The organism is Bhargavaea cecembensis DSE10 (genome assembly GCF_000348905.1).
GTDB classification, from domain to species: Bacteria; Bacillota; Bacilli; order Bacillales_A; family Planococcaceae; genus Bhargavaea; species Bhargavaea cecembensis.
Genome location: NZ_AOFT01000011.1, coordinates 1 through 24555 on the forward strand (window position 1 = coordinate 1; position 24555 = coordinate 24555).

At 57.4% G+C, this 24555-nt stretch carries 20 protein-coding genes and 4 riboswitches; of the genes, 14 read left to right on the forward strand and 6 right to left on the reverse strand.

Going from position 1 to position 24555, the window contains the following annotated elements; genetic code table 11:
- The 6 genes from C772_RS10865 to C772_RS10890 form a co-directional block, all read right to left on the reverse strand.
- Positions 1–204, reverse strand: a 204-nt coding sequence (locus C772_RS10865; RefSeq protein WP_035002220.1) for an HTH domain-containing protein, incomplete at its 3' end; no start/stop codon positions are given.
- Between the two features lie 135 nt (positions 205–339).
- On the reverse strand, positions 340–2385 hold the full coding sequence (locus tag C772_RS10870; protein ID WP_008299966.1) for a catalase: 2046 nt from the start codon (positions 2383–2385) through the stop codon (positions 340–342).
- 98 nt (positions 2386–2483) lie between these two features.
- Positions 2484–3659, reverse strand: coding sequence for an acyl-CoA dehydrogenase family protein (locus C772_RS10875; protein ID WP_008299969.1), 1176 nt, complete (start codon positions 3657–3659; stop codon positions 2484–2486).
- A gap of 122 nt (positions 3660–3781) precedes the next feature.
- Entirely contained in the window at positions 3782–4918 is a 1137-nt protein-coding gene (locus tag C772_RS10880; protein ID WP_008299970.1) for a 5-methyltetrahydropteroyltriglutamate--homocysteine S-methyltransferase, read from the reverse strand.
- 44 nt (positions 4919–4962) lie between these two features.
- Positions 4963–6096: a 5-methyltetrahydropteroyltriglutamate--homocysteine S-methyltransferase gene (locus C772_RS10885; protein WP_008299972.1), complete on the reverse strand. Its 1134-nt coding sequence runs from the start codon at positions 6094–6096 to the stop codon at positions 4963–4965.
- A 34-nt stretch (positions 6097–6130) separates the two neighbouring features.
- Positions 6131–7258 (reverse strand): methionine biosynthesis PLP-dependent protein, encoded by a 1128-nt coding sequence (locus C772_RS10890; RefSeq protein ID WP_008299973.1) that lies wholly within the window; start codon positions 7256–7258, stop codon positions 6131–6133.
- A gap of 91 nt (positions 7259–7349) precedes the next feature.
- Positions 7350–7456: riboswitch (SAM riboswitch) on the reverse strand.
- A 213-nt stretch (positions 7457–7669) separates the two neighbouring features.
- Between C772_RS10890 and C772_RS10895 the strand changes: the two genes are divergently transcribed.
- The 14 genes from C772_RS10895 to purB all read left to right on the forward strand — a co-directional run bounded on the left by C772_RS10895 (position 7670) and on the right by purB (position 24390).
- Positions 7670–8236 carry an NADPH-dependent FMN reductase gene (locus C772_RS10895; RefSeq protein WP_008299975.1) on the forward strand — a complete coding sequence of 189 codons (567 nt, stop codon included), beginning with the start codon at positions 7670–7672 and terminating at the stop codon, positions 8234–8236.
- A gap of 119 nt (positions 8237–8355) precedes the next feature.
- A complete protein-coding gene (locus tag C772_RS10900) occupies positions 8356–8541 on the forward strand; it encodes a hypothetical protein (RefSeq protein ID WP_008299977.1) in 186 nt (61 codons plus the stop codon).
- Positions 8542–9389: 848 nt separating this feature from the next.
- Positions 9390–10871 (forward strand): nicotinate phosphoribosyltransferase, encoded by a 1482-nt coding sequence (locus tag C772_RS10905; protein WP_008299979.1) that lies wholly within the window; start codon positions 9390–9392, stop codon positions 10869–10871.
- 32 nt (positions 10872–10903) lie between these two features.
- Complete coding sequence (gene nadE, locus C772_RS10910) at positions 10904–11731, forward strand: ammonia-dependent NAD(+) synthetase (RefSeq protein WP_008299981.1); 828 nt, start codon at positions 10904–10906, stop codon at positions 11729–11731.
- Positions 11732–12115: 384 nt separating this feature from the next.
- A complete protein-coding gene (locus C772_RS10915; RefSeq protein ID WP_081607175.1) occupies positions 12116–13015 on the forward strand; it encodes an AAA family ATPase in 900 nt (299 codons plus the stop codon).
- Positions 13012–14208: a DUF58 domain-containing protein gene (locus C772_RS10920; RefSeq protein ID WP_008299984.1), complete on the forward strand. Its 1197-nt coding sequence runs from the start codon at positions 13012–13014 to the stop codon at positions 14206–14208. Before C772_RS10915 ends, C772_RS10920 begins: the two co-directional genes overlap by 4 nt.
- Entirely contained in the window at positions 14205–16382 is a 2178-nt protein-coding gene (locus tag C772_RS10925; RefSeq protein WP_008299985.1) for a DUF4129 domain-containing transglutaminase family protein, read from the forward strand. The genes C772_RS10920 and C772_RS10925 overlap by 4 nt, the downstream gene beginning before the upstream one ends.
- Positions 16383–16416: 34 nt before the next feature.
- Positions 16417–16518: riboswitch (purine riboswitch) on the forward strand.
- 104 nt (positions 16519–16622) lie between these two features.
- Positions 16623–18176 carry a glutamine-hydrolyzing GMP synthase gene (gene guaA, locus C772_RS10930; RefSeq protein WP_008299987.1) on the forward strand — a complete coding sequence of 518 codons (1554 nt, stop codon included), beginning with the start codon at positions 16623–16625 and terminating at the stop codon, positions 18174–18176.
- A gap of 483 nt (positions 18177–18659) precedes the next feature.
- A riboswitch (purine riboswitch) is annotated at positions 18660–18761 on the forward strand.
- 104 nt (positions 18762–18865) lie between these two features.
- Complete coding sequence (locus C772_RS10935) at positions 18866–20206, forward strand: NCS2 family permease (protein ID WP_008299988.1); 1341 nt, start codon at positions 18866–18868, stop codon at positions 20204–20206.
- Between the two features lie 122 nt (positions 20207–20328).
- Complete coding sequence (locus C772_RS10940; protein WP_008299989.1) at positions 20329–20856, forward strand: DUF2179 domain-containing protein; 528 nt, start codon at positions 20329–20331, stop codon at positions 20854–20856.
- A complete protein-coding gene (locus C772_RS10945) occupies positions 20853–21044 on the forward strand; it encodes an NETI motif-containing protein (protein WP_008299990.1) in 192 nt (63 codons plus the stop codon). The genes C772_RS10940 and C772_RS10945 overlap by 4 nt, the downstream gene beginning before the upstream one ends.
- A 164-nt stretch (positions 21045–21208) precedes the next feature.
- Positions 21209–21308: riboswitch (purine riboswitch) on the forward strand.
- A gap of 163 nt (positions 21309–21471) precedes the next feature.
- Positions 21472–21960 (forward strand): 5-(carboxyamino)imidazole ribonucleotide mutase, encoded by a 489-nt coding sequence (purE, locus tag C772_RS10950; RefSeq protein ID WP_008299991.1) that lies wholly within the window; start codon positions 21472–21474, stop codon positions 21958–21960.
- Entirely contained in the window at positions 21957–23075 is a 1119-nt protein-coding gene (purK, locus tag C772_RS10955; protein ID WP_008299992.1) for a 5-(carboxyamino)imidazole ribonucleotide synthase, read from the forward strand. Before purE ends, purK begins: the two co-directional genes overlap by 4 nt.
- Positions 23076–23091: 16 nt before the next feature.
- Positions 23092–24390, forward strand: a complete 1299-nt coding sequence (gene purB, locus C772_RS10960) for an adenylosuccinate lyase (RefSeq protein ID WP_008299993.1) — start codon at positions 23092–23094, stop codon at positions 24388–24390.
- The last annotated feature ends 165 nt before the right edge of the window (positions 24391–24555 follow it).

The following is a 24555-nucleotide window of genomic DNA, read 5'->3' on the forward strand; positions in this document are numbered from 1 at the left end:
TTTCGGTATATCCGGCCCGATCTGCTTGGGATCCAACCCTGCCTCCAGGAAGATTTCATATGGCGTCTTACCTTCCTGATAGGCCTTCACGGCATTCAATTTGAATTCAGGCGCGTATTGTATAGTCTTATCCGTCACATGAAGGACGTTAGGATTGTCCTCGAGAAGTCGGCGAATGGATTCATTAATCGGTTGGCGGCTCATCAAAATCTCCTCCGTTCAACTTTGTGTTCAGTATAGCGGAGTTTTTGACCACGCAAAAACCCCGAACCGGGACTTTTTTAAAGTGTCCGTAGTTCGGGGTTCAGTTCAATCCTGCGGACGGGGTGCCCTTTTCTATCAGACCAGAACTCTCTCCCAGAAACGGTGGGCAGCGATGGCCTTCACAAATTCTTCCGTGAATGCGCCGATGTCCGTTCCGGAGATGACTCCGGGTTTTCCTTCCAAGTGATTGACTTTCAGCCAACTGATCCCTTCGCCGGTCGCGCCAATCGGCTTATAGTGTGAAAAGGCCTCGTCGATAAAGTAGGCGGCATCTTTGTTGAACTTTTTATTCTGGCGGCTTCCCCTGATCATGTACACCGCGTCAAACATCACCGACTTTGCCGTCAGGAAGGTGTGCTGCGCCTTTAGCTGCACACCGTCTGTGCCCCTCACGGTCCCGATCCTCTCGCTGATGATTTCCGGCACTACCCCTGATGTCATCAGCTTTTCCAGCACATCATTCACTTCCGGGCCGTTGAATCCGTCCGTCAGGATCACAGCGACTCTGCGTGTTTCCGCCGATTTTGGCGTGTTTTCCTGGCTGAGGGCCGGGGAAGATTTGGTGACGCCCGAACCGCCCTCTTCAGGAGGGGCTGCCCCGATATTCACTGCAAAGGCGGTCGCCAGCTCCACACTTACATTGGCGAACATATCGACCACCTGCTGTCTGACCGACTGGCTTTTCACTTTCCCCAGCTCGAAGCTGAACGCCTCGATGATATGTGCTTTTTCATGGTTGGTCATGCTGTTCCAGAAAAGCGTGGCCTGAGAAAAGTGATCTTCGAAGCTCTCGCTGCGTGCCCGGACTTTGCGGCCTTCCACTTTTTCCTGATAGGTTGCATAGCCGCCTTTTTCCGGCGGAACAGGCGCAGGGGTATTGCCGGCCAGGGAGTTCCGGTGATAGCTCACTTTCCCGAGATTGATGGTCTGGCGGTGGTAGCCTTCCCGCTGGTTGTTATGGAACTGCACGACCGGCCGGTTGATCGGAATCTCATGGAAATTCGGCCCGCCAAGACGGATCAGTTGAGTATCCGTATAAGAAAATAGTCGTCCCTGCAGCAGCGGGTCATTGGTGAAGTCGATTCCCGGCACGACATTGCCCACATGGAACGCAACCTGTTCCGTCTCGGCAAAGAAATTGTCCACATTCCGGTTCAGGGTCATTTTTCCGATGATGTTGACCGGAATGTCTTCTTCCGGCCAGATCTTGGTCGAATCCAGGATGTCGAACCCGAGACTGAATTCGTCCTCTTCGGCAAGAATCTGAACGCCCAGTTCGTATTCCGGATAAAACCCTTGTTCGACCGCATTCCAGATGTCATTGCGGTGAAAGTCAGGATCGATGCCCATCAGTTTGTGGGCTTCATCCCACACGAGGGAGTGGGTTCCCAGTACAGGTTTCCAATGGAATTTCACAAAATGGGCTTTTCCCTCATCATTAACAAACCGGAATGCATGGACACCGAACCCTTCCATCATCCGGAAGCTCCTCGGAATGGCCCTGTCTGACATGATCCACATGATCATATGGGCAGATTCCTGGTTATTGGCGACAAAGTCCCAAAACGTATCATGGGCTGTAGAGGCTTGCGGGATATCATTGTCAGGCTCGGGTTTAAAGGAATGCACGACATCGGGGAATTTGATGGCATCCTGAATGAAGAAAACAGGGATGTTATTGGCAACCAGGTCATAGTTGCCTTCCTCCGTATAAAATTTAGTCGCAAACCCCCTGGCATCTCGGGCGGTGTCAGCAGAACCGCGGGATCCATTTACCGTAGAAAACCGGACAAATACGGGGGTCTTTTTCGAAGTGTCCTGCAGGAATTTTGCACTGGTATACTTCTTCATATTTTTATAAAGCTGGAACTCGCCATGCACGGCAAAACCGCGTGCGTGTACCACCCGTTCCGGAATCCGTTCGTGGTCAAAGTGCGTCAGTTTTTCCCGGAAATGAAAATCCTCCATGATTGTCGGGCCCCGGACTCCCGCTTTCAGGGAGAATTCATCTTCCGACATTTTCAGTCCCTGATTCGTCGTCAGTGCCTTGCCCTTGTCATCTACACGGAACGCTTTCAATTGCTCGTCTTTGCTGTTTTTCTCGTCTTGACGCTTATCCATAAGAAAATCCCTCCTCATCATTAAAAGATATGTGTCACCCCCGGCAATTATTGAAGATTACCTGTGGGGGGGGCTTTAAATGAGAGGAGGGAACACATTCAGTTTTTTGCCGAAGGTTCATCCTGAAGCTGTCCAAGTGCCAGGTCTGCAAGTGCCCGGACGGCCATATCATCAGCAGGCGGGTTGTGAAGGCCGGCGCGGACGTTCCGGTAATAGCGCTGGAGCGGATTGGTCCGCTGCAGGCTTTTCGCGCCCGCGACCCGCATGGCTTTATCGACGATGGAGATGGCGGCGTTCGTGACGGTCGTTTTGGCGACCGGCACTTCGTGGCCGAGATGAGGCCGTCGTGCCGGATCGTCATGAGCGTCGGCCACACTATAGAGCACGTGACGCGCCTGCGCCAGTTCCAGATCAATCTCGCCGATCAGCTGGCGGACATTCGGCAGCTGGCTGATCGGGCCTTTGATGCTGTTGGGGGCGTGCTTTCCGGCAAAGTCCACGGCATAGTCCCGTGCCGCCTGGGCGATGCCGAGGTAGGCCGCCGGCATATGCAACAGCCAGCCGTCAAAAGCAGGCCCGCCCGGTTTCCGGAAGGGCAGTTCCACGAGTGCGCCTTCGTCCACCCGGACCTGTTCGAGCACGAGGTCGTGGCTGCCGGTGCCGCGCATGGAGACGACGTCCCAAGTCTCGTCGATCGACAGGCCATCCAGATCCCGGTGAAGCAGGAAAAACCCGACCCGTCCCTTGTCTTCCACCCAGGCGGAAGTGAGGAAGTAGGTGAGGGAGGGGGAACCGGTCGTGAACGACTTCCTGCCGCAGATCACATAGGAATTCCCGTCGCGCACGGCCACCGTGCCCGGCTTTCCTCCCCGGGAAGGGCTTCCGGTCGCCGCCTCACTCACTGCCCGGTTGACGAGTGCGCCACCCTTCAGTTCCTTTGCGAAAAACTCCAGCATCTCTGAGCTCCAGCTCCGCTGCTCGAAAATGCCGCCCGGCACGCCGAGGTTCCATCCGACCGAAAGGGCGAGATTCTCGTCGAAGCGGGCGATTGTTTCCTGATAAAGGACCATGTCATGAACGCCTGCCCCGGCGCCTCCGAAATCCTCAGGCACGGCAAGCGCCGTATAGCCGGACGCTGCAAGCTGTTGGATCTGTGCGGAAGGGTACGCTCCTGCTTCATCACGTACCTGCGCATCCTCGGCAAACTCCCTGCCGAGCTCGGTCAGCCTGCCGACCCATTCTCTTTGCTGTTCTGTCCTGATGAATAACTCCATCGTTCGCCCTCCTGCTGAATACTGATATTACTTAAAGTGTACAGGACTAGTCGGGGATGAGTGAAATAAAACCTCCGCACACCGGAGTGTTCCGGCGGGCGGAGGTTGGTGGATCTCATGTGTCAGTTGCCTGTTCCCCAGATGTCTTCCGCGATTTTCACGACATGGCGGATCTTCGCCCATTGCTCGTCTTCCGTCAGGTTATTGCCTTCTTCTGTCGAAGCAAATCCGCATTGCGGGCTGAGCGCGAGCTGTTCAAGGGGAAGATATTCCGCAGCTTCACGGATTCGGGCCTTGATGGCCTCGGGATCCTCAAGTTCCGGATGCTTCGATGTGACCAGGCCGAGGACAACGGTAAGGTCAGGTCGGTTTACATATCGGAGCGGTTCAAATCCGCCCGAGCGCTCATCGTCAAACTCCAGGAAAAGGCCGTCGACGTCAAGGCCTCCGAAGATAACCTTGCCCGCATCTTCATAGCTGCCGCTTGTGAAGAAGGTCGAGCGGAAGTTGCCGCGGCAGATGTGCATCGTGACGAGCAGGTCGTCCGGACGGTCCGCGATTGAACCGTTGATTGCTTCTGCGAATTGATGAATCAGCTGATCAGGATCGGAACCCTCTTTGCGGAGCTTGTCGCGTTCATCTTCCGTGAAGAACGACGTCCAGGCGGTGTCATCAATCTGCAGATATCTGCAGCCGGCATCATACAGGTCTCGGATCAGCGCATGGTAAGCCGGGATGACGTCGCGGTAGACCTCTTCTTTCTTTTCATAAAGATCCGTTTCCAGTGCCGCACGGCCAAAAACAAGGTTCGGGCTCGGGATGGTGAACTTCACGGTTGTCTCGCCGCCGGCAATTTCCTTCAGTTTCTTAAAGTGGTCAATGAACGGATGGCTGCCGCTGTAGCCGATTTTTCCCGTTACTTTGATGCCGACGGGACGTACTTCAACGCCCGTGAACTTGCGCGTGCCGTTTTCGACCTCGCGGAATTCAATGCCGTCGAGTCCGGCGAGAAAGTCCAGGTGCCACCAGCTCCGGCGGAATTCGCCGTCCGTGACGCCGAGGATGCCGTTCGCTTTCTGGGCTTCGACGAGGCGGCGGATCTCTTCGTCTTCGAGTCGGGTCAGTTCATCGCGGGTGATGGTTCCTTGCTGAAACTTTGCGCGGGCTTCCTTCAGAGCCGCGGGGCGGAGAAAGCTGCCGACGTGATCAGCACGGAATGGGGCGCGGATTTTTTTCTGTTCGTTGATGGATGTCGTCATGATGAGTCCTTCTTTCTCTTCGGTGGTAGTTTCGGGGGGAGGGGTCATGCCTTGGGTCCCCAGACGTCTTCTGCAATCTTGGCCACATGCCGGACTTTCGCCCATTGCTCCTCCTCGGTGAGGATGTTTCCTTCCTCGGTCGAGGCGAACCCGCATTGCGGACTGAGGGCGAGCTGGCTGAGCGGCACATAAGTGGCAGCCTCGCGGATCCTCGCCTTGATCTGTTCTTCGTCTTCGAGCTCAGGGAACTTTGAAGTGACGAGCCCAAGTACGATCGTCAGGTCCGGACGGTTGACGAAGCGGAGGGGCTCAAAACCTCCGGAGCGCTCGTCGTCGAACTCGAGAAACAGGCCATCGACATTCAGTTTGCTGAAGATGACTTCGGATGCACCCTCATAGCTGCCGCTGGATGCATAGGAGGAACGGAAATTGCCCCGGCAGATGTGCATCGTCACGAGCAGGTCATCCGGGCGGCCATCAATGACGCCGTTGATCGCTTCGGCAAACTTGTGGACAAGCCGGTCCGGATCAGAACCGAAGGCACGTGCAAGCGCACGGCTTTCTTCTGAGAAGAACAGCGACCATGCCGTATCGTCAAGCTGCAGGTAGCGGCATCCGGCATCATACAGATCTTTGATGAATGCGCGATAAGCCGGGACGAGGTCTTCGTAGAAGTCTTCGCCATTTTTATAGAGGCCGGTCTCGATGCCGCTGTGGAAAAAGAGCATGTTCGGGCTCGGGATGGTGAACTTCACTTTTACGCTGTCGCCGGCAATCTCCTGTAGTTTGCGGAAGTGGTCCAGAAACGGGTGTTGGCCCGAGTAGCCGATCCTGCCGGTCACTTTATAGCCGTGCGCCTTTGTTTTGACGCCATTGAACGGGATGCCCTCGCCGGTTTCAGTATACTCGATACCGTCCAGGCCGAGGAGGAAGTCCATATGCCACCAGGTACGGCGGAATTCTCCGTCCGTGACGGCGGTCAGGCCGTTTTCAATCTGTGCGCTGACAAGCTTTGCAATTTCATCATCTTCGACACGGGTCAGTTCCTCACGCGGGATCGAGCCGTCCTTGAACTGCTCACGTGCTTTTTTCAGGCGTTCGGGACGGAGGAAGCTGCCGACATGGTCGGCCTTGAACGGAGTGCGGACTTGTTTTGTTTCCGGTAGATTGGCGGTCATCGGGATTCCTCTTTTCGTTTGAGTTAGTTTTGATTTAAACAGATGGCTGTCCGGCTTTTGCCAGGGCGATCCGGAATGCCTGTTTCAGGTCTTCGATGATGTCTTCTGCATCCTCGATGCCGACGGACAGCCGGAGGAGCGATTGGTCGATGCCGCGTCGTGTGCGTTCTTCGAGCGGGATATCCGCGTGGGTCTGTGTGGAAGGATACGTGATAAAACTTTCGACGCCCCCGAGGCTTTCCGCAAACAGGATCAGGTGCAGTGCTTCAAGAAGCGGAGCGACTATGCCCGGGTCTGCCGTCCGGAAAGAAAGCATCCCTCCGCGTCCGGGATAGAGAACCTGTGACACTGCCGGCTCCGTCTCCAGATAGGCGGCGATCTCACGGGCATTGGCTTCATGCTGCTTCATGCGGAGCGGAAGTGTCTTCAGCCCCCGGATCACAAGCCACGAGTCGAACGGGGAGAGAACCGCTCCTTCCGCGTTGTGGTGTGCAGCCAGCTGTTCGCAAAGCGTTTCTCCTTTTGCGACGACGAGCCCGGCCAGCACATCATTGTGGCCGCCGATGTACTTGGTCGCGCTGTGGATCACAATGTCTGCGCCAAGCGCAATCGGCTTTTGGAGGATCGGCGTGTAAAACGTGTTGTCCACAATCAGCAGGAGGCCGTGCTTTTTCGCGATTGTGGCATACGCTTCGATGTTGATTTCCTGCATCAGCGGGTTTGTCGGAGATTCGATGAAGAGGGCTTTTGTCGTCCCCGTGATGGCCTGTTCGACTTCATCGGGATTGCTGAACGTCCGGTAGTCGACAGGGATGCCGTACTGCTTCCGGTAATGTTCAAGCAGCCGATACGTCCCGCCGTACAGGTCTTCCGGCGCGAGGATGCCATCGCCCGGGCGGAAGAGGGACAGTACGAGCCCGATAGCCGCCATCCCGGAGCTGCAGGCAAATGCCGCGTCGCCCTCTTCCAGTTCCGCAAATCCTTCTTCGAGAAGAGAGCGGGTCGGATTCTTTGTGCGGGAGTAGTCAAAGCCGGTCGATTGTCCGAGCCCGGGATGACCGTAGGCGGTGGACAGATAGATCGGCGGATTCACTGCGCCTGTCCTGGGATCCGTCCTGTTACCCAACTGTGCCAGGAGAGTGGCAGTCTTTCTGGTAGTCATGAGGCAGGCACCCTTTCGTTGATAAGATGGGAGGGAATGAGAAAAGAGCCCTCCAAAATAAGAAGAGGGCTCTGTGGATGCACAGATGGTCTTCTTATCTTCCGGAACCTTTTCAGGATCCGCTGGAAGTAGCACCTTTGCCGATGGCAGGTTGCTGAGACATCACAGGGCCAGTCCCTCCGTCTCTCTGGATAAGAATTTCTGATTCAATTGTTTGAAAAATGATTACATTCACTGTAACACTGTTTCAGGAAGACGGCAATCCCTATTTTTAAAAAGAAGATTGCAAGTATTTCCAGTGTGCCGGTGAGCAAGAAGAGGGATGAAACATGTCGAATCATGTAAGATAACTGAGGATAAGCCGGAACCATACAACCGGAAATACAGATCATCTGAAGGAGTGTTTTATCCATGACCATCAAAGTCAAAGCAGTCATCGGGAGCACCAGCTCCACTTCCTATAACCTGAAAGTCGTTGAGTTCATGCGTCAACGATATGCTGACCGTCTGGAGATTATGCCGGTCTTCATCAATGCCCTCGAGCCGTATTCGACAGATGCTGAAAACAATCCGTCGGAAGACGTTCTCGACTTCAAGAAAGAAGTGGCAGATTCGGACGCGGTCCTCTTTGCCGTTCCGGAGTACAACTTCTCCATCCCGGGCCAGCTAAAGAACGCCATCGACTGGATGAGCCGCGTCGATCTCGTTCTGAACAACAAGCCGACTTTCATCATCGGTGCATCGATGGGCGCGCTCGGCTCTGTCCGTGCCCAACAGCACCTGCGTGAAATCCTGTCGAACCCGAACCTTGCCCCGGCGATCCTGCCGCAAAACGAAGTGTACATCGGTTCCGTCCACGAAAAACTGGATGAAGCGGGCAACATCACCGACGAAGCGACTGTCGCGTTCCTCGATCTGGTTGTCGACAACTTCATCAAGTTCTACGAGAAGGAAAAAGCAGCTGCAGCTGCCAACTGACCGTACCGCCCATCCGGCATTGCCGGGTGGGCTTTTTTGATGGGCATCGCGCCCTTGATTGCCTGTGTGCACTTGCGGGTAAACTCCAATTGAGAGATCAAACGGAAGGAGCAATCCCCATGAGTGGAGACGACAAGAAAAAACGTACCGGCGAGGCAGAGAAGCAGGCGCTCGGCCCGGACGGGAAAAACGACTTCACCGGCATGCCGGACAAGCAGATGCCCGATTTTGAGCCCGACCAGAGCCCTGAGGGTCAGGTCGAACAGGCAGAACAAAGCACCAGGCAGGACAAGGGCGGCAAATAACCCCATTCCTCGCGGGCCGCACGGCGATTGATACCGAGCGGCTTTTCTATGTGAGAGGCGAAACATTAAAGAGCACTGATAGATTCAAGACGAAACGCATTTCTGACCGCAAAAAAACGAAGGGCCTTCCCGACAGGGGGGCCCCTCAGACTGTAGACAAAGTGAGTGGAATACTCCTTTGTCTGCAGTTTTTTCTATTCCTGAAAATCCTTCGGATTTCCGCTACGGGCCCTCGCTTACCGCGGGCGTTGCCGACGCCAATGCGAAGTTTGGCGTCTGCGCTCAAAAGCGAAAGCGTTGAGCGGCATTAGCTGCACTCCTCGAGCTGCGCTCTGCGGGGTCTTCGGCTAACGCTTTTCCCGCAGGTGTCTCGGGCCCTCCGCTTCAATCCGCCATAAGGCTTATTGAGGCAAACGGTACCTGTTACTATAATCGAGTTAACAGACTACAAAACGGGTGATGGATATGCTGTCAAAATCGAATGGAACCAATGCAGGCGATGCTTACTTTTGTTTCCTTGAATCTGAAGAGATTGGCCTGCTGGACCTGGGAGTCACCGGAACCGGCCTGACGGCCGGTCAATCCAAGGGAATTTAAGGGGCAAAACACTCGAAAAATCTACATGAATGACAAAACGTACCCAGAAAGATTTCTTCTGGGTACGTTTTGTCTACAGTCTGAGGGCCTTCCCGACAGGGGGCCCTTTTCCTGATTTAAGATCCGACACAATCTTGCATAGAGAGCCTGCATCCGCCGCCGGCCGGCCCTGATTGCGCCGGGTGGTGGCAGGGTATATTCATGTTAATGTATAGTTAGTGTAAATTCTGAACGTGGAAGAAGGGATTCTTGTGTCGACAAAATACGCAGACGACAGTCTGATGCTCCATACCGACCTGTATCAGGTCAACATGGCAGAGGCGTACTGGGCGGACGGCATCCACGAGCGGCGCGCGGTGTTCGATCTGTATTTCCGCAAGCTGCCGTTCGGCAACGGGTATGCGGTGTTTGCCGGGCTGGAACGGGTATTGGAATACTTGAAGGGGTTCCGCTTCACGGAGAGTGACCTGGCTTATCTTCGGGACGAAGCGGGGTACCGGGATGATTTCCTGTCGTATCTGGCTGACCTGCGGTTCACCGGGGACGTGTACTCGATGGTCGAGGGGGAGCTCGTCTTCGGCAACGAGCCGATTATTCGGGTCGAGGCGCCGCTCATCCAGGCACAGCTGATCGAGACCGCGCTTCTCAATATCGTGAACTACCAGACGCTGATCGCAACAAAAGCAAGCCGGATCAAGCAGGTCGTGAAAGATGATGTCGTCATGGAGTTCGGCTCACGCCGGGCACAGGAGATGGACGCCGCCGTCTGGGGCGCACGGGCCGCCGTGATCGGCGGGGTCGAGGCGACAAGCAATGTGCGGGCAGGCAAGCTGTTCGGCATTCCTGTCGCCGGGACGCATGCCCACTCGATGGTGCAGGCATACGAGAGCGAGTATGAGGCATTCCATGCGTATGCGCGCCGGCACAGGGACTGTGTATTCCTCGTCGATACGTACGATACGCTCAAGATCGGCGTGCCGACAGCCATCCGTGTGGCCAGGGAGCTCGGCGACAAGATCAACTTTATCGGCATCCGCCTGGACAGCGGCGATATCGCCTACCTGTCGAAGGAATCCCGACGCATGCTGGATGAGGCCGGCTTCCCGGATGCGAAAATCATCGTCTCGAATGACCTCGACGAGTACACGATCATGAACCTGCAGATGCAGGGGGCAAAGGTCGACCAGTGGGGGATCGGCACGAAGTTGATCACCGCATACGACCAGCCTGCCCTCGGCGCGGTTTACAAGCTCGTCGCGATCGAAAACGGCGAAGGCGTGATGGAAGACCGCATCAAAATCTCCTCGACCGCCGAAAAAGTGACGACGCCGGGGATCAAGAAAGTGTACCGGATCATCGACCGGGAAAACGGCAGGGCGGAAGGCGACTACATCACGATGTGGGACGAGCAGCCGGAAGAGGAAGAGCGCATCAAGATGTTCCACCCGGTCCACACGTTCATCTCCAAGTTCGTGACCAACTTCGAAGCGGTGAACCTTCACCGGCAGGTTGTCCGTGAAGGGGAGATCATCTATGAGTTCCCGCAGCTTCCGGAAATCGCCGCCTTCGCCAAAGAGCAGCTCGGACTGCTTTGGGATGAGTACAAGCGATCGCTCAACCCGGAGGAATACCCGGTCGACCTCAGCCAGAAGTGCTGGGACAACAAGATGCGGAACATCCACGAGGTCCAGGATCGCATCCGCGAATTCCAGACAAACGGAGCGGAAGGCTGACCCCTGCCTGAGATAAAGGAGGAAGAAGCATCATGACACTGCAGGAAGAGATTATCCGAGAACTGAAAGTTAGGCCTGAAATTGATCCGAGGAAAGAGATCCGAGTGTCGGTTGATTTTATGAAGGACTATGCGCGTGCCCATCCGTTCCTGGAAGGCTTCGTGCTCGGCATTTCCGGCGGGCAGGACTCGACGCTCGCAGGCAAGCTTGCCCAGATTGCCGTGGACGAGCTGAACGATGAGGAAAGCACGGACCGCTACAAATTCCATGCGGTCCGCCTGCCTTACGGAGAGCAGTTTGACGAAAAGGATGTCGATGACGCCATGGCGTTCATTTCCCCGTCCGAATCGTACCGCATCAACATCAAGCCGGCTGTCGATGCCAGCTCGGCGGCATTGGCTGAAGCGGGTGTCCCCCTTTCCGACTACGTGAAGGGGAACGAAAAGGCACGCGAGCGGATGAAGGCCCAGTTTGCGATCGCTGCAATGGAGAAGGCGGTCGTGATCGGCACCGACCACGGAGCGGAAGCGATCACCGGCTTCTATACGAAGTTCGGCGACGGAGCAGCCGACATCGTGCCGCTTTTCCGCCTGAATAAGCGACAGGGACGGGCCATGCTGAAGGAGCTCGGATGTCCCGAGCATCTGTATAACAAGGTCCCTACAGCCGATCTCGAGGAGGACCGCCCGGCCATTCCGGACGAAGTCGCCCTCGGCCTGACCTATGATGACATCGACGATTACCTGGAAGGCAAAACGATCTCTCCGGAAGCACAGGCGAAGCTGGAAGACTACTACATGAAGTCGCGCCACAAGCGCCACTTGCCGATCACCGTGTTTGATGATTTCTGGAGAAACTGAATATCGGGAGGAACCCGCCGGCCTGATGCCGGCGGTTTTTTTATTTTGCCGGTGAGCCGCAACCCGTCCCGGGCGTGCTGATTTCGTCATTGGGGCTCCCGATCTCGTCATTCGTCCGGCCGGTTTCGCATGCGGCAGGACAATCTCATTATTCAACCTCCCATCAGCAGCTCTGTTTCACCCCCGAAGTTCTCCCAACTCACCAGCGGTCACATCCGCCTTTGGAACCTCCTCAGATTGACCCATGACCTGCCTTCCACTAAACTGAAAACAGACTATAAAATTTCCAGCAGACCGGCCGGGAAACCGGATAGAGACAGGGGGAACCCGATAGTGGAGGAACACCGAAAACTGCTTAAAGTCATTGAAAATATCGAAGAAGTGATGATCGGAAAACGTGAGGTGGCTGAGCTGAGCGTAGTCGCCCTTTTGGCAGGGGGACACGTGCTGCTCGAAGACGTCCCGGGCGTCGGGAAAACGATGATGGTGCGGGCGCTGGCAAGGTCCGTCGGGGCGGATTTCAAGCGGATCCAGTTTACTCCGGACCTGCTGCCGTCCGATGTGATCGGAGTCTCGATCTATCATCCGAAGGAGATGGAGTTCCAGTTCCGTCCGGGCCCGATCATGGGGAACATTGTGCTCGCCGATGAGATTAACCGGACGTCTCCAAAAACGCAGTCTGCCCTTCTGGAAGGGATGGAAGAAGCTTCCGTGACGGTCGACGGCCGTACGCTGGCGCTCCCGGACCCGTTTTTTGTCATGGCCACGCAGAACCCGATTGAACATGAAGGCACATACCCGCTTCCGGAGGCACAGCTTGACCGGTTCCTCCTGAAAGTAAAGATGGGATACCCCGGCCGGGAGGACGAAGTGGAAGTGCTGCGCCGCGCGGAAAATCAGCCCCCGATCGACCGGATCGAGCCGGTCATTACACTTGATGAACTGCGGGACATCCGCATCCGGGCAGCCGAAGTGTCGGTGGGGGACACGGTGAAGGGCTATATCGTCGACCTTGCCGAAAGCACCCGGAAAAGCCCGGACATCCGGCTCGGCGTGAGCCCCCGGGGATCGATCGCGCTCATGCGTGCGGCTCGTGCGCTCGCTTTCCTGAAAGGCCGCGATTATGTATTGCCGGATGATGTCCAGCACCTTGCGCCATATGTGTTCAGCCACAGGATGATCCTTCAGCCGGAAGTGCGCTATGAAGGGATCGATGCAGAAGAGCTGGTCGATCGCATTGTCACGAGAACGAAGGTCCCGGTCCGGAGAGCCGGCACGCGATGAAGCTGTTTCTCCGCAAGGCGGGCCCGCTGCTCCGCCTCATCGGAATCGTTGCTGTCCTGGCCGGAGCATTTGCCTATGCCCAGTTCCAGGGTGGCGCCGTCAGCTGGACGGTGTTTTATATGGTGCTGCCGTTCGGCCTGTACGGGATCTTCCTGTACCTCTATCCGCTGCGCGCTGTTACCGCGGAGCGGGAAGTGGGACGGAGGGAGATTCCGTACGGCAGTCCCCTCAGGTCGACGGTCCGCCTCGGGCGGCGGTTCATGTTCCCGCTTCTCTACATCTCCGTGAAAGAGGCCGCCGGAAACGCCACACAGATTCCGATGCCGTCGACACTGTTTATCTGGGGGTTCCGCAGGCGGAGGGAATGGGCGTATGAAACCGATCCGCTAAAGCGAGGCGAGCATGTGCTGGAAGGGATCGAGATTGAAGCGGCGGACTTTTTCGGGTGGATGCGCAAGCGCCGCTTTATCCCGCTCCGCCAGACCATCACCGTCCTGCCGAAGCTGACCGACATGCGGGAGGTGCCGTCCGAAGCATCCGAAGAACGGGGCAGCGCGGCGGCTTCATTCGCTTCTGTGAAGGAATCGTCAGTCGCCACGGGAATCCGCGATTACCAGCCGGGAGACCGGCTGTCACGGATCCACTGGCCGGCGTTCGCAAGGACGGGGGAGCTCCATTCAAAAGAGCTCGAGGACCGGAAGGCGCAGGACCTCCTGCTCGTATTGGACGGCTCACCGTCTCCGCAGTTCGAAGAGCAGGTCGGCTTTGCGGCATCCATCCTGAAAAAGTCGGTGGAAACGCGTGCGGCCGCTGGCTTCCTGAGCCTCGGCGAGTCGGGCGCGGCGATCCCCCGTGTGGAAGGGCCGGACAGCCTGAGGGCGGCGATGCTGCATCTGGCACGGTTCGCGCCATCTGACGGCGGACACCTTCCGCCGGCAGGCAGCCGTTCGCTTGCCGCAGCACGGACGATGACAGTCATCACGGGCCCGCTCACGGAGACGTGGGTGACTGCGTTTCTCCGGGAAGCCCGGCAGGCATCGGGCGGCATCCTTTTCTCCGTCCTCGGGAAAGGCGAGCATCCGGGCCGCGCTGCACTGGAAGCCGCGCGTGCTGCCATTGCCGCCGGATTTGATGTCCGGTTTGTCACGGAACGGGACTTCGGAGATCCGGAAAGGGGAGGTGTGCGCAGATGAGCCAGAAAGCGGTCGACCGGATGTTTCTTGGACTGATCTATGTTCTGGTGGTCCTTCTGGTCAGGGAGTGGCTTCTGCCGATCACCGAACTGACCGGGACTGGCCATCTCGCGCTCTTTGTCATCTTCGTCGGCCTTTGCTTCGTGTTTCCGCTGTTCGGGGCGCCCTGGTGGCTCTCCGGGCCGGTAAAGCTGATTTATGCCGTCTGGTTCGTCGCCCATGCCCATATGGACGGGACGGCGGCGCCTGTTTCGTCGGTGTCGTTTGTCCTGGGCGACCTACTCCAAAATGCCGGGCTACTCGTTACGGGCGAGCTCGGCAGGATCACCGACCCGTTCCGGACGGTGCTGTTCCTCGCGCTTCTCTGGATGGCGTCCTACCTGATCCAGTATTGGATCAATCTGAAGATGTCCGTCCTGATTTTCTACGGGATGACGGTCATCTTCATCACGGTGCTGGACACATTCAGTCCGTACAGCGCTGACGAAGCGATCATCCGCATCCTCGTGGTCGGATTCCTGCTGCTCGGGTTCACGTTCCTTGCCAAGCTGGCGGATGGTCAGAGGAAGCGGCCGGGCCTGCCGGCGTTCCTGCTGATGACGATCCCGCTGCTTGTGCTGGTCACGGCGGCGGGCGCGGTGAGCCAGTTCCTGCCGAAATCCGATCCTGCCTGGCCGGACCCGGTGCCGTTCATTAAATCGTTCGCCGAAGGGGCGGGCGACGGCCTCGGGCGCGATGCCGGAAAGATCGGCTACGGCGAAGATGACTCGATGCTCGGCGGTCCGTTTATCGGCGATAACACGGTCGTCTTCGAGGCGACGGCGGAGCGGGGCCAGTACTGGAAAGTCGAGACGAAAGACACCTACACATCGCGCGGCTGGATCCATTCTTCGGAGGAGCAGGAGCTGCTTCCGGTCGGAGAAGGGCGGCCGATCGACGAGCCGCTGCTTGCCGGGACGACCCGGGGCGAGGATACGGCAACCCTTTCGGTGCAGCTGGACTTTGAATTCATCGTCCGGCCGTACGGCGCGAGCACACCGGCAGGACCTGAGGGGACCGAGTTCCTCCAGGAGTCCGGAACAGGGAAGGTCATCCCATTTGTCAACAATGCGCCTGCCGTGCTGGACGCGTACAGCGTCACCTATGATGAGCCGGCATACAGCCTGACCGCCCTCCGGAACACGACGCCGGACACGCTGCCCCAAGGGGAGTTCGGCCAGTATCTGCAGCTGCCGGACGGCCTGCCGCAGCGTGTCCATGACCTGGCCCTTGAAATCACGGGCAGGGAAGAAACGCTCTACGGAAAGGCGCGGGCGGTCGAGCAGTACTTCAGGCAGAACGGCTTCGTCTACGATCAGGCCAATGTCGCTTCCCCGGGAACCGGAGAAGATTTCACCGACCATTTCCTGTTTGAGTCGAAGCGCGGCTACTGTGACCACTTCTCGACTTCGATGGTCGTCCTTCTCCGCTCTGCAGGCGTGCCGGCACGCTGGGTCAAGGGCTTCAACGAAGGCGAGGAAATCGGCCGCAGCGATGCCGGCCGACAGTTTGAAGTAACGAACAACAACGCCCACTCATGGGTGGAAGCGTACATGCCGGGCGTCGGATGGATGCCGTTCGAGCCGACAATCGGCTTTGACGGGGCAGGCGGCGTCGACTACGACCTCGACCTGGATGAAATGACCGAACAGGAAACGCAGGAGATGGAGGAGTCGGCAAAACCTGAGGAGGCCGAAGAGGAAGAAGCACCGGCCGCGGCAAAAGGAGACAGCTTCTGGAAATCCCTTGGGGACCGGATCGCTGAAAACAGCCGGGCTATCTACATTGGGCTCGGCGTGCTTGCGGCTGCTGCACTTCTCGCTTTTCTTCTGCGGGACAAGTGGCTGCCGAGGGTGATGGTGGCACGGTTCCGGAAGCGGACGCTCGACCGGGAAGGCTTTGAGCGGGCATATGCCCGGCTGCTCGGAAGACTGCGGCGCTACGGCCTTCCGAAAGAGGACGGCAAGACACTGTCCGCCTATGCGCGCGAAGTGGATGCACACTTTGGCGGAACCGACATGAGACGGCTCACCGAGGCGTATGAGTCGGTCCTCTATGGCGGAAGGGATGGCATCCGGGAAGAGCAGGCGGTTCGGGAAAGTTGGGAAAATTTAATCAACAGGACCATCGGTTGATTTTCGGGGCGTCAAGGGGTAAACTGACTACAAATCGGATAGACCGGGTCGCCCTCATATAAGTCCGGAAATATGGTCCGGATGTCTCTACCAGGCCGCCGTAAATGGCCTGTCTATGAAGGCGGATGCTATACGTGCGTGCACGGGGCATCCGCTTTTTGGATGGAGATGAGAACGCGCGGAAGCTTTTTCTGCGCGTTTTTATTTTGACCCGGTCCGACAGGAAAAGGTGGAATATACGTGTCTGCAGAATCCCTCTTGCTGGAACAGGAAAAGATCGTCGTCCTCGATTTCGGCAGCCAGTACAACCAGCTCATCACCCGCCGCATCCGTGAGTTCGGTGTTTACTCCGAGCTTCACCCGCACACCGTCACCGCAGAAGACATCAAAGGCATGAATGCTGCCGGCATCATCTTCTCCGGAGGACCGAACTCGGTATACGGCGAGACGGCCTTTACCGTCGACCCGGCCATCTTCGACCTGGGCATCCCGGTGCTCGGCATCTGCTACGGCATGCAGCTGATGGCCCATCACTTCGGCGGCAAGGTCGAGAGGTCATCCCGCCGCGAATACGGCAAAGCGGAAATGAACGTCAAGGAAGGCGCCGGCCTGTTTGAAGGCCAGCCATCGGACCAGGTGGTCTGGATGAGCCACGGAGACCATGTCACGGCAGTTCCTGAAGGCTTCACGACCGTCGCGACCAGCCCGAGCTGTGCGATCGCTGCGATGGAGAACCCGTCCCTCGGCATGTATGCAGTCCAGTACCACCCGGAAGTCCGCCATTCCGTCAACGGCAATGACCTGCTCCGCCACTTCGTCTTCGGCATCTGCAAGGCGGAAGGCGGCTGGACGATCGGCAACTTCATCGAACTGGAGATCGAGAAGATCCGCCAGGAAGTCGGCGACAAGCAGGTGCTCTGCGCACTGAGCGGCGGGGTGGACTCCTCAGTCGTCGCGGCCCTCATCCACCGCGCAATCGGCGATCAGCTGACATGCATGTTCGTGGACCACGGCCTGCTGCGCAAAGGAGAGGCAGACAGCGTCATGGAGACGTTCGTCGGCAAGTTTGATATGAAAGTGATCAAGATCGATGCGCAGGAACGCTTCCTTTCGAAGCTGGCCGGCGTTTCGGATCCTGAGAAAAAGCGGAAGATCATCGGCAACGAATTCATCTATGTGTTTGACGAGGAAGCGGCCAAGCTGAAGGATATGGACTTCCTGGCGCAGGGCACGCTCTACACGGACATCATTGAATCCGGCACAGCGACCGCCCAGACGATCAAGTCGCACCACAACGTCGGCGGCCTGCCGGAAGACATGACGTTCAAGCTGATTGAACCGCTGAACACGCTCTTCAAGGATGAAGTTCGGGCCCTCGGTTCGGAACTCGGCCTTCCGGATGAAATCGTCTGGCGCCAGCCGTTCCCGGGACCGGGCCTCGGCATCCGTGTCCTCGGTGAAGTGACCGAAGAAAAACTTGAAATCGTCCGCGAATCCGACGCCATCCTCCGCGAGGAGATTGCGAAAGCGGGCCTTGAGCGTGACATCTGGCAGTACTTCACCGTGCTCCCGGACATCCGCAGCGTCGGCGTCATGGGCGACGAGCGCACTTATGACTACGCAATCGGCATCCGCGCCGTCACATCGATCGACGGCATGACGTCCGACTGGGCGCGCATCCCTTGGGACGTGCTCGAAAAGATCAGCACGCGCCTCGTGAACGAAGTGGACCACATCAACCGCGTCCTCTACGACGTCACAAGCAAGCCACCTGCAACGATTGAATGGGAGTAACAAAAGCGGAGCGGGCCGATCAGCCCCGACAGGCATAAGACAGACGGTGTAGCGAGGCCTGCCTCGCGAAGCCGGCAGACTTATGACCCCGAGGGGCTGGCCCGCGCAGCTGGACGGAACAAAAGCGGAGGGCGGCTGTTAGAGGCGACAGGCACAAGACGGTCTTCGTCGCGAGGCCTGCCTTGCAGAGAAGAACGGCTTGTGATCCCGAGCCTCTGCCGCCCGCAGCTGGACGGAACAAAAGCGGAGCCGGCCGATCAGCCCCGACAGGCATAAGACAGACGGTGCAGCGAGGCCTGCCTCGCGAAGCCGGCAGACTTATGACCCCGAGGGGCTGGCCCGCGCAACTGGTCGGAACAAAAGCCTAGGGCGCTTAGTCCGTCTATAAGGAATAATCCAAAAACGAACATTACCCTGTTAATAATGGGTAATGTTCGTTTTTATCTTGCGCTTCTATCATTATTCCGCTATACTCTTCTTATCATCAAACATCATTTTACCCGTCGTATAATACCGGAGATAGGGTCCGGAAGTTTCTACCGAGCCGCCGTAAATGGCTCGACTACGATCGGGGACGTGCTTATTTGCATTTTCTGCATTTGGCGCGTCCCCTTTCCGGTAGGGCATGCGACAGATTGTTGCATGCCCTTTTCCTGTTTTCGGTAAGGCGGTCAAAATAGGAGGCACTCATGAGAAAATATTTCAACTTCGATGAGCTCGGCACGAACTATCGCCGCGAGATCATCGGCGGCCTGACGACGTTCCTGTCCATGGCCTATATCCTCGTCGTCAACCCGCTCACGCTGTCGCTCGAATCCGTACCGGATCTGCCGGCCGACATGCGGATGGATGCCGGCGCCGTATTTGTCGCAACCGCGCTCGCTGCGGCCATCGGTTCTCTTTTCATGGGGCTGATCGCCAAATATCCGATCGGCCTTGCACCGGGGATGGGGCTGAACGCGTTCTTCGCCTATACGGTCATTCTCACGTACGGCATTCCTTGGCAGACGGCGCTCACAGGCGTCCTGTTCTCAGGGGTCATTTTCATTGTCCTGTCACTGTCGGGACTCCGTGAAAAGATCATCAACGCCATTCCGTCTCAGCTGAAGTTCGCGGTCGGTGCCGGGATCGGGCTGTTCATCGCCTTCCTCGGTTTCCAGAATGCCGGCATCATCGCGAACAATGACGCCACGCTCACCGGTATCGGTGACCTGTCGCAGCCGGCGACGCTGCTCGCCATCTTTGGCCTGGTCCTGACAGTCGGCCTCATGGTGCTGAATGTGAAGGGCGCCATCTTCTTCGGAATGCTGATCACTGCGGTTGTCGGCATGATTTTCAAGGTTGTCCCGATCCCTGATGGTGTGATCGGCGCCATTCCTGACGTGAGCCCGACATTCGGTGCCGCGTTCCAGCCGCTTATGAACGATCCGGCTTCGCTCATGACGATCCAGTTCCTCGTGGTCGTCCTGACGTTCCTGTTCGTCGACTTCTTCGATACGGCGGGAACTCTGATCGCCGTCGCGCAAAAAGCAGGGCTCATGAAGGGCGACAAGCTGCCTCGTGCCGGCAAGGCACTGCTCGCGGACTCCCTCGCCACAGTTACCGGCGCAATCTTCGGTACATCGACGACGACTTCCTATGTCGAGTCGACCGCAGGGGTTGCGGCGGGTGCCCGAACCGGTTTCGCGGCAGTTGTCACCGGAGTGCTGTTCCTGGTCTCCCTTCTGTTCTATCCGCTTTTGTCGGTCATCACATCAGCCGTCACGGCACCCGCACTCATCATCGTAGGTGTGCTGATGGTGTCGGCCCTCGGCCATATCGAGTGGAACCGGTTTGAGATCGCCGTCCCGGCGTTTCTCACGGTCATCATGATGCCGCTCGGCTACTCGATTGCAACGGGGATCGCTGTCGGGTTCATCTTCTATCCGATCACGATGATCCTGGCGGGCCGACGCAAGGAGATCCATCCGATCATGTACGGCCTGTTCCTGATTTTTGTTGCGTATTTCGTGTTTGTGCAGGGTAGATGAAGAATAAGCCGCTCACCCGCCAGCCGGCGGGGAGCGGTTTTTTAATCCGTGCTCTTGTCCGTGACGGACAGTTCCGATAAGATGAGTGGGCATCCGCACAGAGCGAGAAAGGATGATTCAATATGACAATGGTACTGATCATCTTTGCGATCAACGTCGTTTATGTAACGTTTTATACGATTCGGCTCATACTGACCATGAAGGGATACCGCTATGCCGCGGCCGGGCTCAGTGTGATTGAGATGATCATCTATGTGGTCGGTCTCGGACTGGTTCTCGATAACCTGAATGAAATACAGAATCTGATCGCCTACGCGCTGGGCTTCGGGCTCGGTGTGATCATCGGCTCCATCATTGAGGAAAAGCTGGCTCTCGGCTATGTGATGGTCAATGTTATCACAGAAGATATCGAGCGCAAGATGGTCCGGGTCATCCGGGAAAACGGATATGGCATCACCGACTGGGAAGCGAACGGCCGTGACGGAGCGCGCCACGCGATGCAGATCCTGACACCGAAACGCTATGAACTGAAGCTGTACATGCTGATCAAGGAACTGGACCCGAAGGCATTCGTCATCACCTACGAGGCCCGCAACATCCACGGCGGCTTCTGGGTGAAGCAGGTCAAGAAAGGGAAGCTGTTCAAATGAGCAAAAAGACGGTCTGGTTTGAAGTGCAGGAAGGCGAGACGATCGAACAATGCCTTGAACGCATGCAAAGGGAAGGCTATATGGCCGCCGGCCGCAAGGAAGAGCCGGTCTTCGAGGAGCGCAACGGAGAACCCGTACCCATCCGTCAGCGCATCCGCTTCAAGGGCGTCAGGATGGAAGAATCATAAGCAGAATCCCGGTGCTTCGGCACCGGGATTTTAAATGCTTAGAAAATCCTGTAAGAACGATAGCGCTTTCAGACAAAGTAACGAATAAATACGAACGATATATGACATTGTAAAATTAATTGTTCGGTTATTGCGTTGACTTCAACAAAATCCGCTGTTAAAATAAACACGTTAAGAACATTCCCCATATATCCCGAGGAATCGGCCTCGGAGTTTCTACCCCGGCACCGGAATGCCGGGACTATGAGGGAAAGCGGATTACAGGACTCGGAACGGAAGGTGTGACATGCATGGAGACCATCATGACGCAACCGTCTTATCTGAACATGTTCAGGTCCCGGATCGACTGCTTTCCTCCTATTGAATAGGAAGCAGTCTGTTCGGGGCTTTTATTTTTGGCGGCAAACAGCCGGAAGGAGCGATTGCAATGGACGTGAAAGTGGGCGTCATCATGGGAAGCAAAAGCGACTGGGAGACGATGAAAAAGGCATGTGACATCCTGGACGAACTGGAAGTCGGCTACGAGAAGCGGGTCGTTTCCGCGCACCGTACGCCGGATGAAATGTTCTCTTATGCCGAACAGGCACAGGAGCGGGGCATCGGTGTGATCATCGCCGGCGCGGGGGGTGCCGCCCACCTGCCGGGAATGGTCGCGGCGAAAACACTCGTGCCGGTCATCGGGGTGCCCGTCAAGTCGCGGGCGCTGAGCGGCATGGACTCGCTCCTGTCGATCGTCCAGATGCCGGGCGGCGTCCCGGTCGCGACGATGGCGATCGGCGACTCCGGCGCAACGAACGCCGGCCTGTTTGCGGCACAGATGCTCGCGGTGCATGACGAAGCGCTACGCGGGCGTATTGAAGACCGGCGCAGCCGGCTTGCACAGCAATCCATAGAAAGCACAGGTGATCTCGTATGACGACGATTCTTCCCGGACAGACGATCGGCATCATCGGCGGCGGGCAGCTTGGCCGGATGATGGCCCTTTCCGCCAAGGAGGCGGGCTTCCGCATCGCGGTGCTCGACCCGGCAGAAGATTCTCCGACAGGCCAGGTGGCCGACGTGAAAATCATCGCGCCGTATGACGACGAGGAAGCGCTCAACCGCCTGGCGGAAGTGAGCGACGTCATCACCTTTGAATTTGAGAATATCGATTACGAAGGGCTCAAGCGGCTGACCGAAAAAGCTTACGTGCCGCAGGGTGCGGAAATCATCCGCATCACCCAGGACCGCATCGCGGAAAAAGCGGCAATCCGGGACGCGGGGGCACCGGTCGCGCCGTATGTGGAAGCACAGACTTTCGCGGAGCTGCAGGAACGCATCGGGGAGGTCGGCTTCCCTTGTGTCGTCAAGACAGCCCGCGGCGGTTATGACGGCAAGGGGCAGGTTATCCTGAAAGAAGAGTCCGAACTTGCCGGGGCGGAAGAACTGTTCGCCCATTCCGCATGCGTGGCTGAGAAGTTCATTCCGTTCCAGATGGAGATTTCGGTCATCATCCAGCGTGGCACGAACGGCGAATCCCGCTGCCTGCCGGTACAGGAGAACATCCACAAAAACCATATCCTGCACGAGACGATTGTTCCGGCAAGGGTTTCGGATGCCACGGCGGAGGCCGCCATTACAGCGGCCGGGCAGATCGCCGATCATCTGGACCTGATTGGGACACTGGCTGTTGAAATGTTCGTCCTCGAAGACGGCAGCATCCTCATCAATGAACTCGCACCGCGGCCGCACAACTCGGGCCACTACTCGATCGAGGCGTGCACGATTTCCCAGTTTGGCCAGCACATCCGTGCCATCTGCGGCTGGCCGCTCCGCACGCCGGAACTTCACCGCCCGGCGGTGATGGTGAACCTGCTCGGCCAGCACGTCGCGCCGGTCCTCGATGCGATCCCGGTCCAGCCGGACTGGTCCATCCACCTTTACGGCAAGGCCGAAGCCAAGCACAACCGAAAAATGGGCCATGTAACCATTCTTGCAGAAGATAATGAAGACACACTCCGCCGGATCGAAGAAAGCGGCATCTGGCGCTAATGGAGGCTAAACCTGAATGATCGAACGCTATACACGCCCCGAAATGGGCAATGTCTGGACAGAAGAAAACAAATACAAAGCGTGGCTGGAAGTCGAGATCCTCGCCTGTGAGGCATGGGCTGAGCTCGGCGACATCCCGAAGGAAGACGTGAAGAAGCTGCGCGAGAACGCGTCGTTCGACGTGGCACGCATTGAAGAGATCGAGAATGAGACCCGCCACGACGTGGTCGCCTTTACCCGCGCGGTGTCCGAAACGCTCGGGGAAGAACGCAAATGGGTCCACTACGGGCTGACGTCGACCGATGTCGTCGACACGGCGCTCTCGTACCGCATCAAGCAGGCAAACGATATCATCCGGAAGGACCTGCACAACTTCATCGACATCCTCGCCGCCAAGGCGAAAGAGCATAAATACACGGTCATGATGGGCCGCACGCACGGCGTGCACGCGGAGCCGACGACATTCGGCCTGAAGATGGCCCTCTGGTACGAAGAAATGAAACGGAACCTCGAGCGCTTTGAAGCAGCGGCATCCGTGATCGAGACAGGCAAGATGTCCGGTGCGGTCGGCACGTTTGCCAACATCCCGCCTTTCGTCGAGGAATATGTATGCGAGCACCTCGGACTCGCAGCCGCACCGGTCTCCACACAGACCCTGCAGCGTGACCGCCATGCACAATACATCTCGACACTCGCGCTGATTGCGACTTCGATCGAAAAGTTCGCCGTTGAAATCCGCGGACTCCAGAAGTCGGAGACGCGCGAAGTCGAGGAATTCTTCGCAAAGGGCCAAAAAGGATCTTCAGCGATGCCGCACAAGCGCAACCCGATCGGCTCCGAGAACATGACCGGCCTGTCCCGCCTGATGCGCGGCTACATGGTCACCGCCTATGAGAACGTCGCCCTCTGGCACGAGCGGGACATCTCGCACTCCAGCGCCGAACGCGTCATCATTCCCGATGCCACGATCACGCTGAACTACATGCTGAACCGATTCGGCAACATCGTGAAGAACCTCACCGTCTTCCCGGAAAACATGAAGCGCAACATGGACCGCACGCTCGGGCTCATCTATTCCCAGCGCGTCCTCCTGTCGCTCATCGACAAAGGCATGGCGCGCGAAGCGGCCTACGACACCGTCCAGCCGCTCGCGATGCAGGCCTGGGAAGAACAAGTCCCGTTCCGCGGACTCGTCGACTCCGACCCGGTCATCTCCGAAAAGCTGACCAAAGAAGAACTCGACGACGCCTTCGACTACAACCACCACCTCCAGCGCATCGACGACATCTTCGAACGCTGCGGACTGAATGACTGATTTTGACGACAGGTAGGTAATTGACCTGATTCCATGGTCGATCGAAGTGAAGGGCCCGAAGACTCCTGCGGGAAAAGCGGGCCAGGCGAGACTGCGAAGGGCACAGCCCTGAGCGGCTCGCGGACCGCCCGCGGAAAGCGCAGGGCCCGGAACGAAGATAGCTCT

Excerpts from the sequence above, each read along its gene's own strand:
- purE (WP_008299991.1), top strand. The coding sequence starts at position 21,472 with ATGGACGTGAAAGTGGGCGTCATCATGGGAAGCAAAAGCGACTGGGAG.
- C772_RS10935 (WP_008299988.1), top strand. The coding sequence starts at position 18,866 with ATGAGAAAATATTTCAACTTCGATGAGCTCGGCACGAACTATCGCCGC.
- purK (WP_008299992.1), top strand. The coding sequence starts at position 21,957 with ATGACGACGATTCTTCCCGGACAGACGATCGGCATCATCGGCGGCGGG.
- C772_RS10915 (WP_081607175.1), top strand. The coding sequence starts at position 12,116 with ATGATCGGAAAACGTGAGGTGGCTGAGCTGAGCGTAGTCGCCCTTTTG.
- C772_RS10885 (WP_008299972.1), bottom strand. The coding sequence starts at position 6,096 with ATGACCGCCAATCTACCGGAAACAAAACAAGTCCGCACTCCGTTCAAG.
- C772_RS10895 (WP_008299975.1), top strand. The coding sequence starts at position 7,670 with ATGACCATCAAAGTCAAAGCAGTCATCGGGAGCACCAGCTCCACTTCC.
- nadE (WP_008299981.1), top strand. The coding sequence starts at position 10,904 with ATGACACTGCAGGAAGAGATTATCCGAGAACTGAAAGTTAGGCCTGAA.
- C772_RS10900 (WP_008299977.1), top strand. The coding sequence starts at position 8,356 with ATGAGTGGAGACGACAAGAAAAAACGTACCGGCGAGGCAGAGAAGCAG.
- C772_RS10890 (WP_008299973.1), bottom strand. The coding sequence starts at position 7,258 with ATGACTACCAGAAAGACTGCCACTCTCCTGGCACAGTTGGGTAACAGG.
- C772_RS10875 (WP_008299969.1), bottom strand. The coding sequence starts at position 3,659 with ATGGAGTTATTCATCAGGACAGAACAGCAAAGAGAATGGGTCGGCAGG.
- C772_RS10880 (WP_008299970.1), bottom strand. The coding sequence starts at position 4,918 with ATGACGACATCCATCAACGAACAGAAAAAAATCCGCGCCCCATTCCGT.
- C772_RS10870 (WP_008299966.1), bottom strand. The coding sequence starts at position 2,385 with ATGGATAAGCGTCAAGACGAGAAAAACAGCAAAGACGAGCAATTGAAA.
- C772_RS10945 (WP_008299990.1), top strand. The coding sequence starts at position 20,853 with ATGAGCAAAAAGACGGTCTGGTTTGAAGTGCAGGAAGGCGAGACGATC.
- C772_RS10940 (WP_008299989.1), top strand. The coding sequence starts at position 20,329 with ATGACAATGGTACTGATCATCTTTGCGATCAACGTCGTTTATGTAACG.
- C772_RS10925 (WP_008299985.1), top strand. The coding sequence starts at position 14,205 with ATGAGCCAGAAAGCGGTCGACCGGATGTTTCTTGGACTGATCTATGTT.
- purB (WP_008299993.1), top strand. The coding sequence starts at position 23,092 with ATGATCGAACGCTATACACGCCCCGAAATGGGCAATGTCTGGACAGAA.
- C772_RS10920 (WP_008299984.1), top strand. The coding sequence starts at position 13,012 with ATGAAGCTGTTTCTCCGCAAGGCGGGCCCGCTGCTCCGCCTCATCGGA.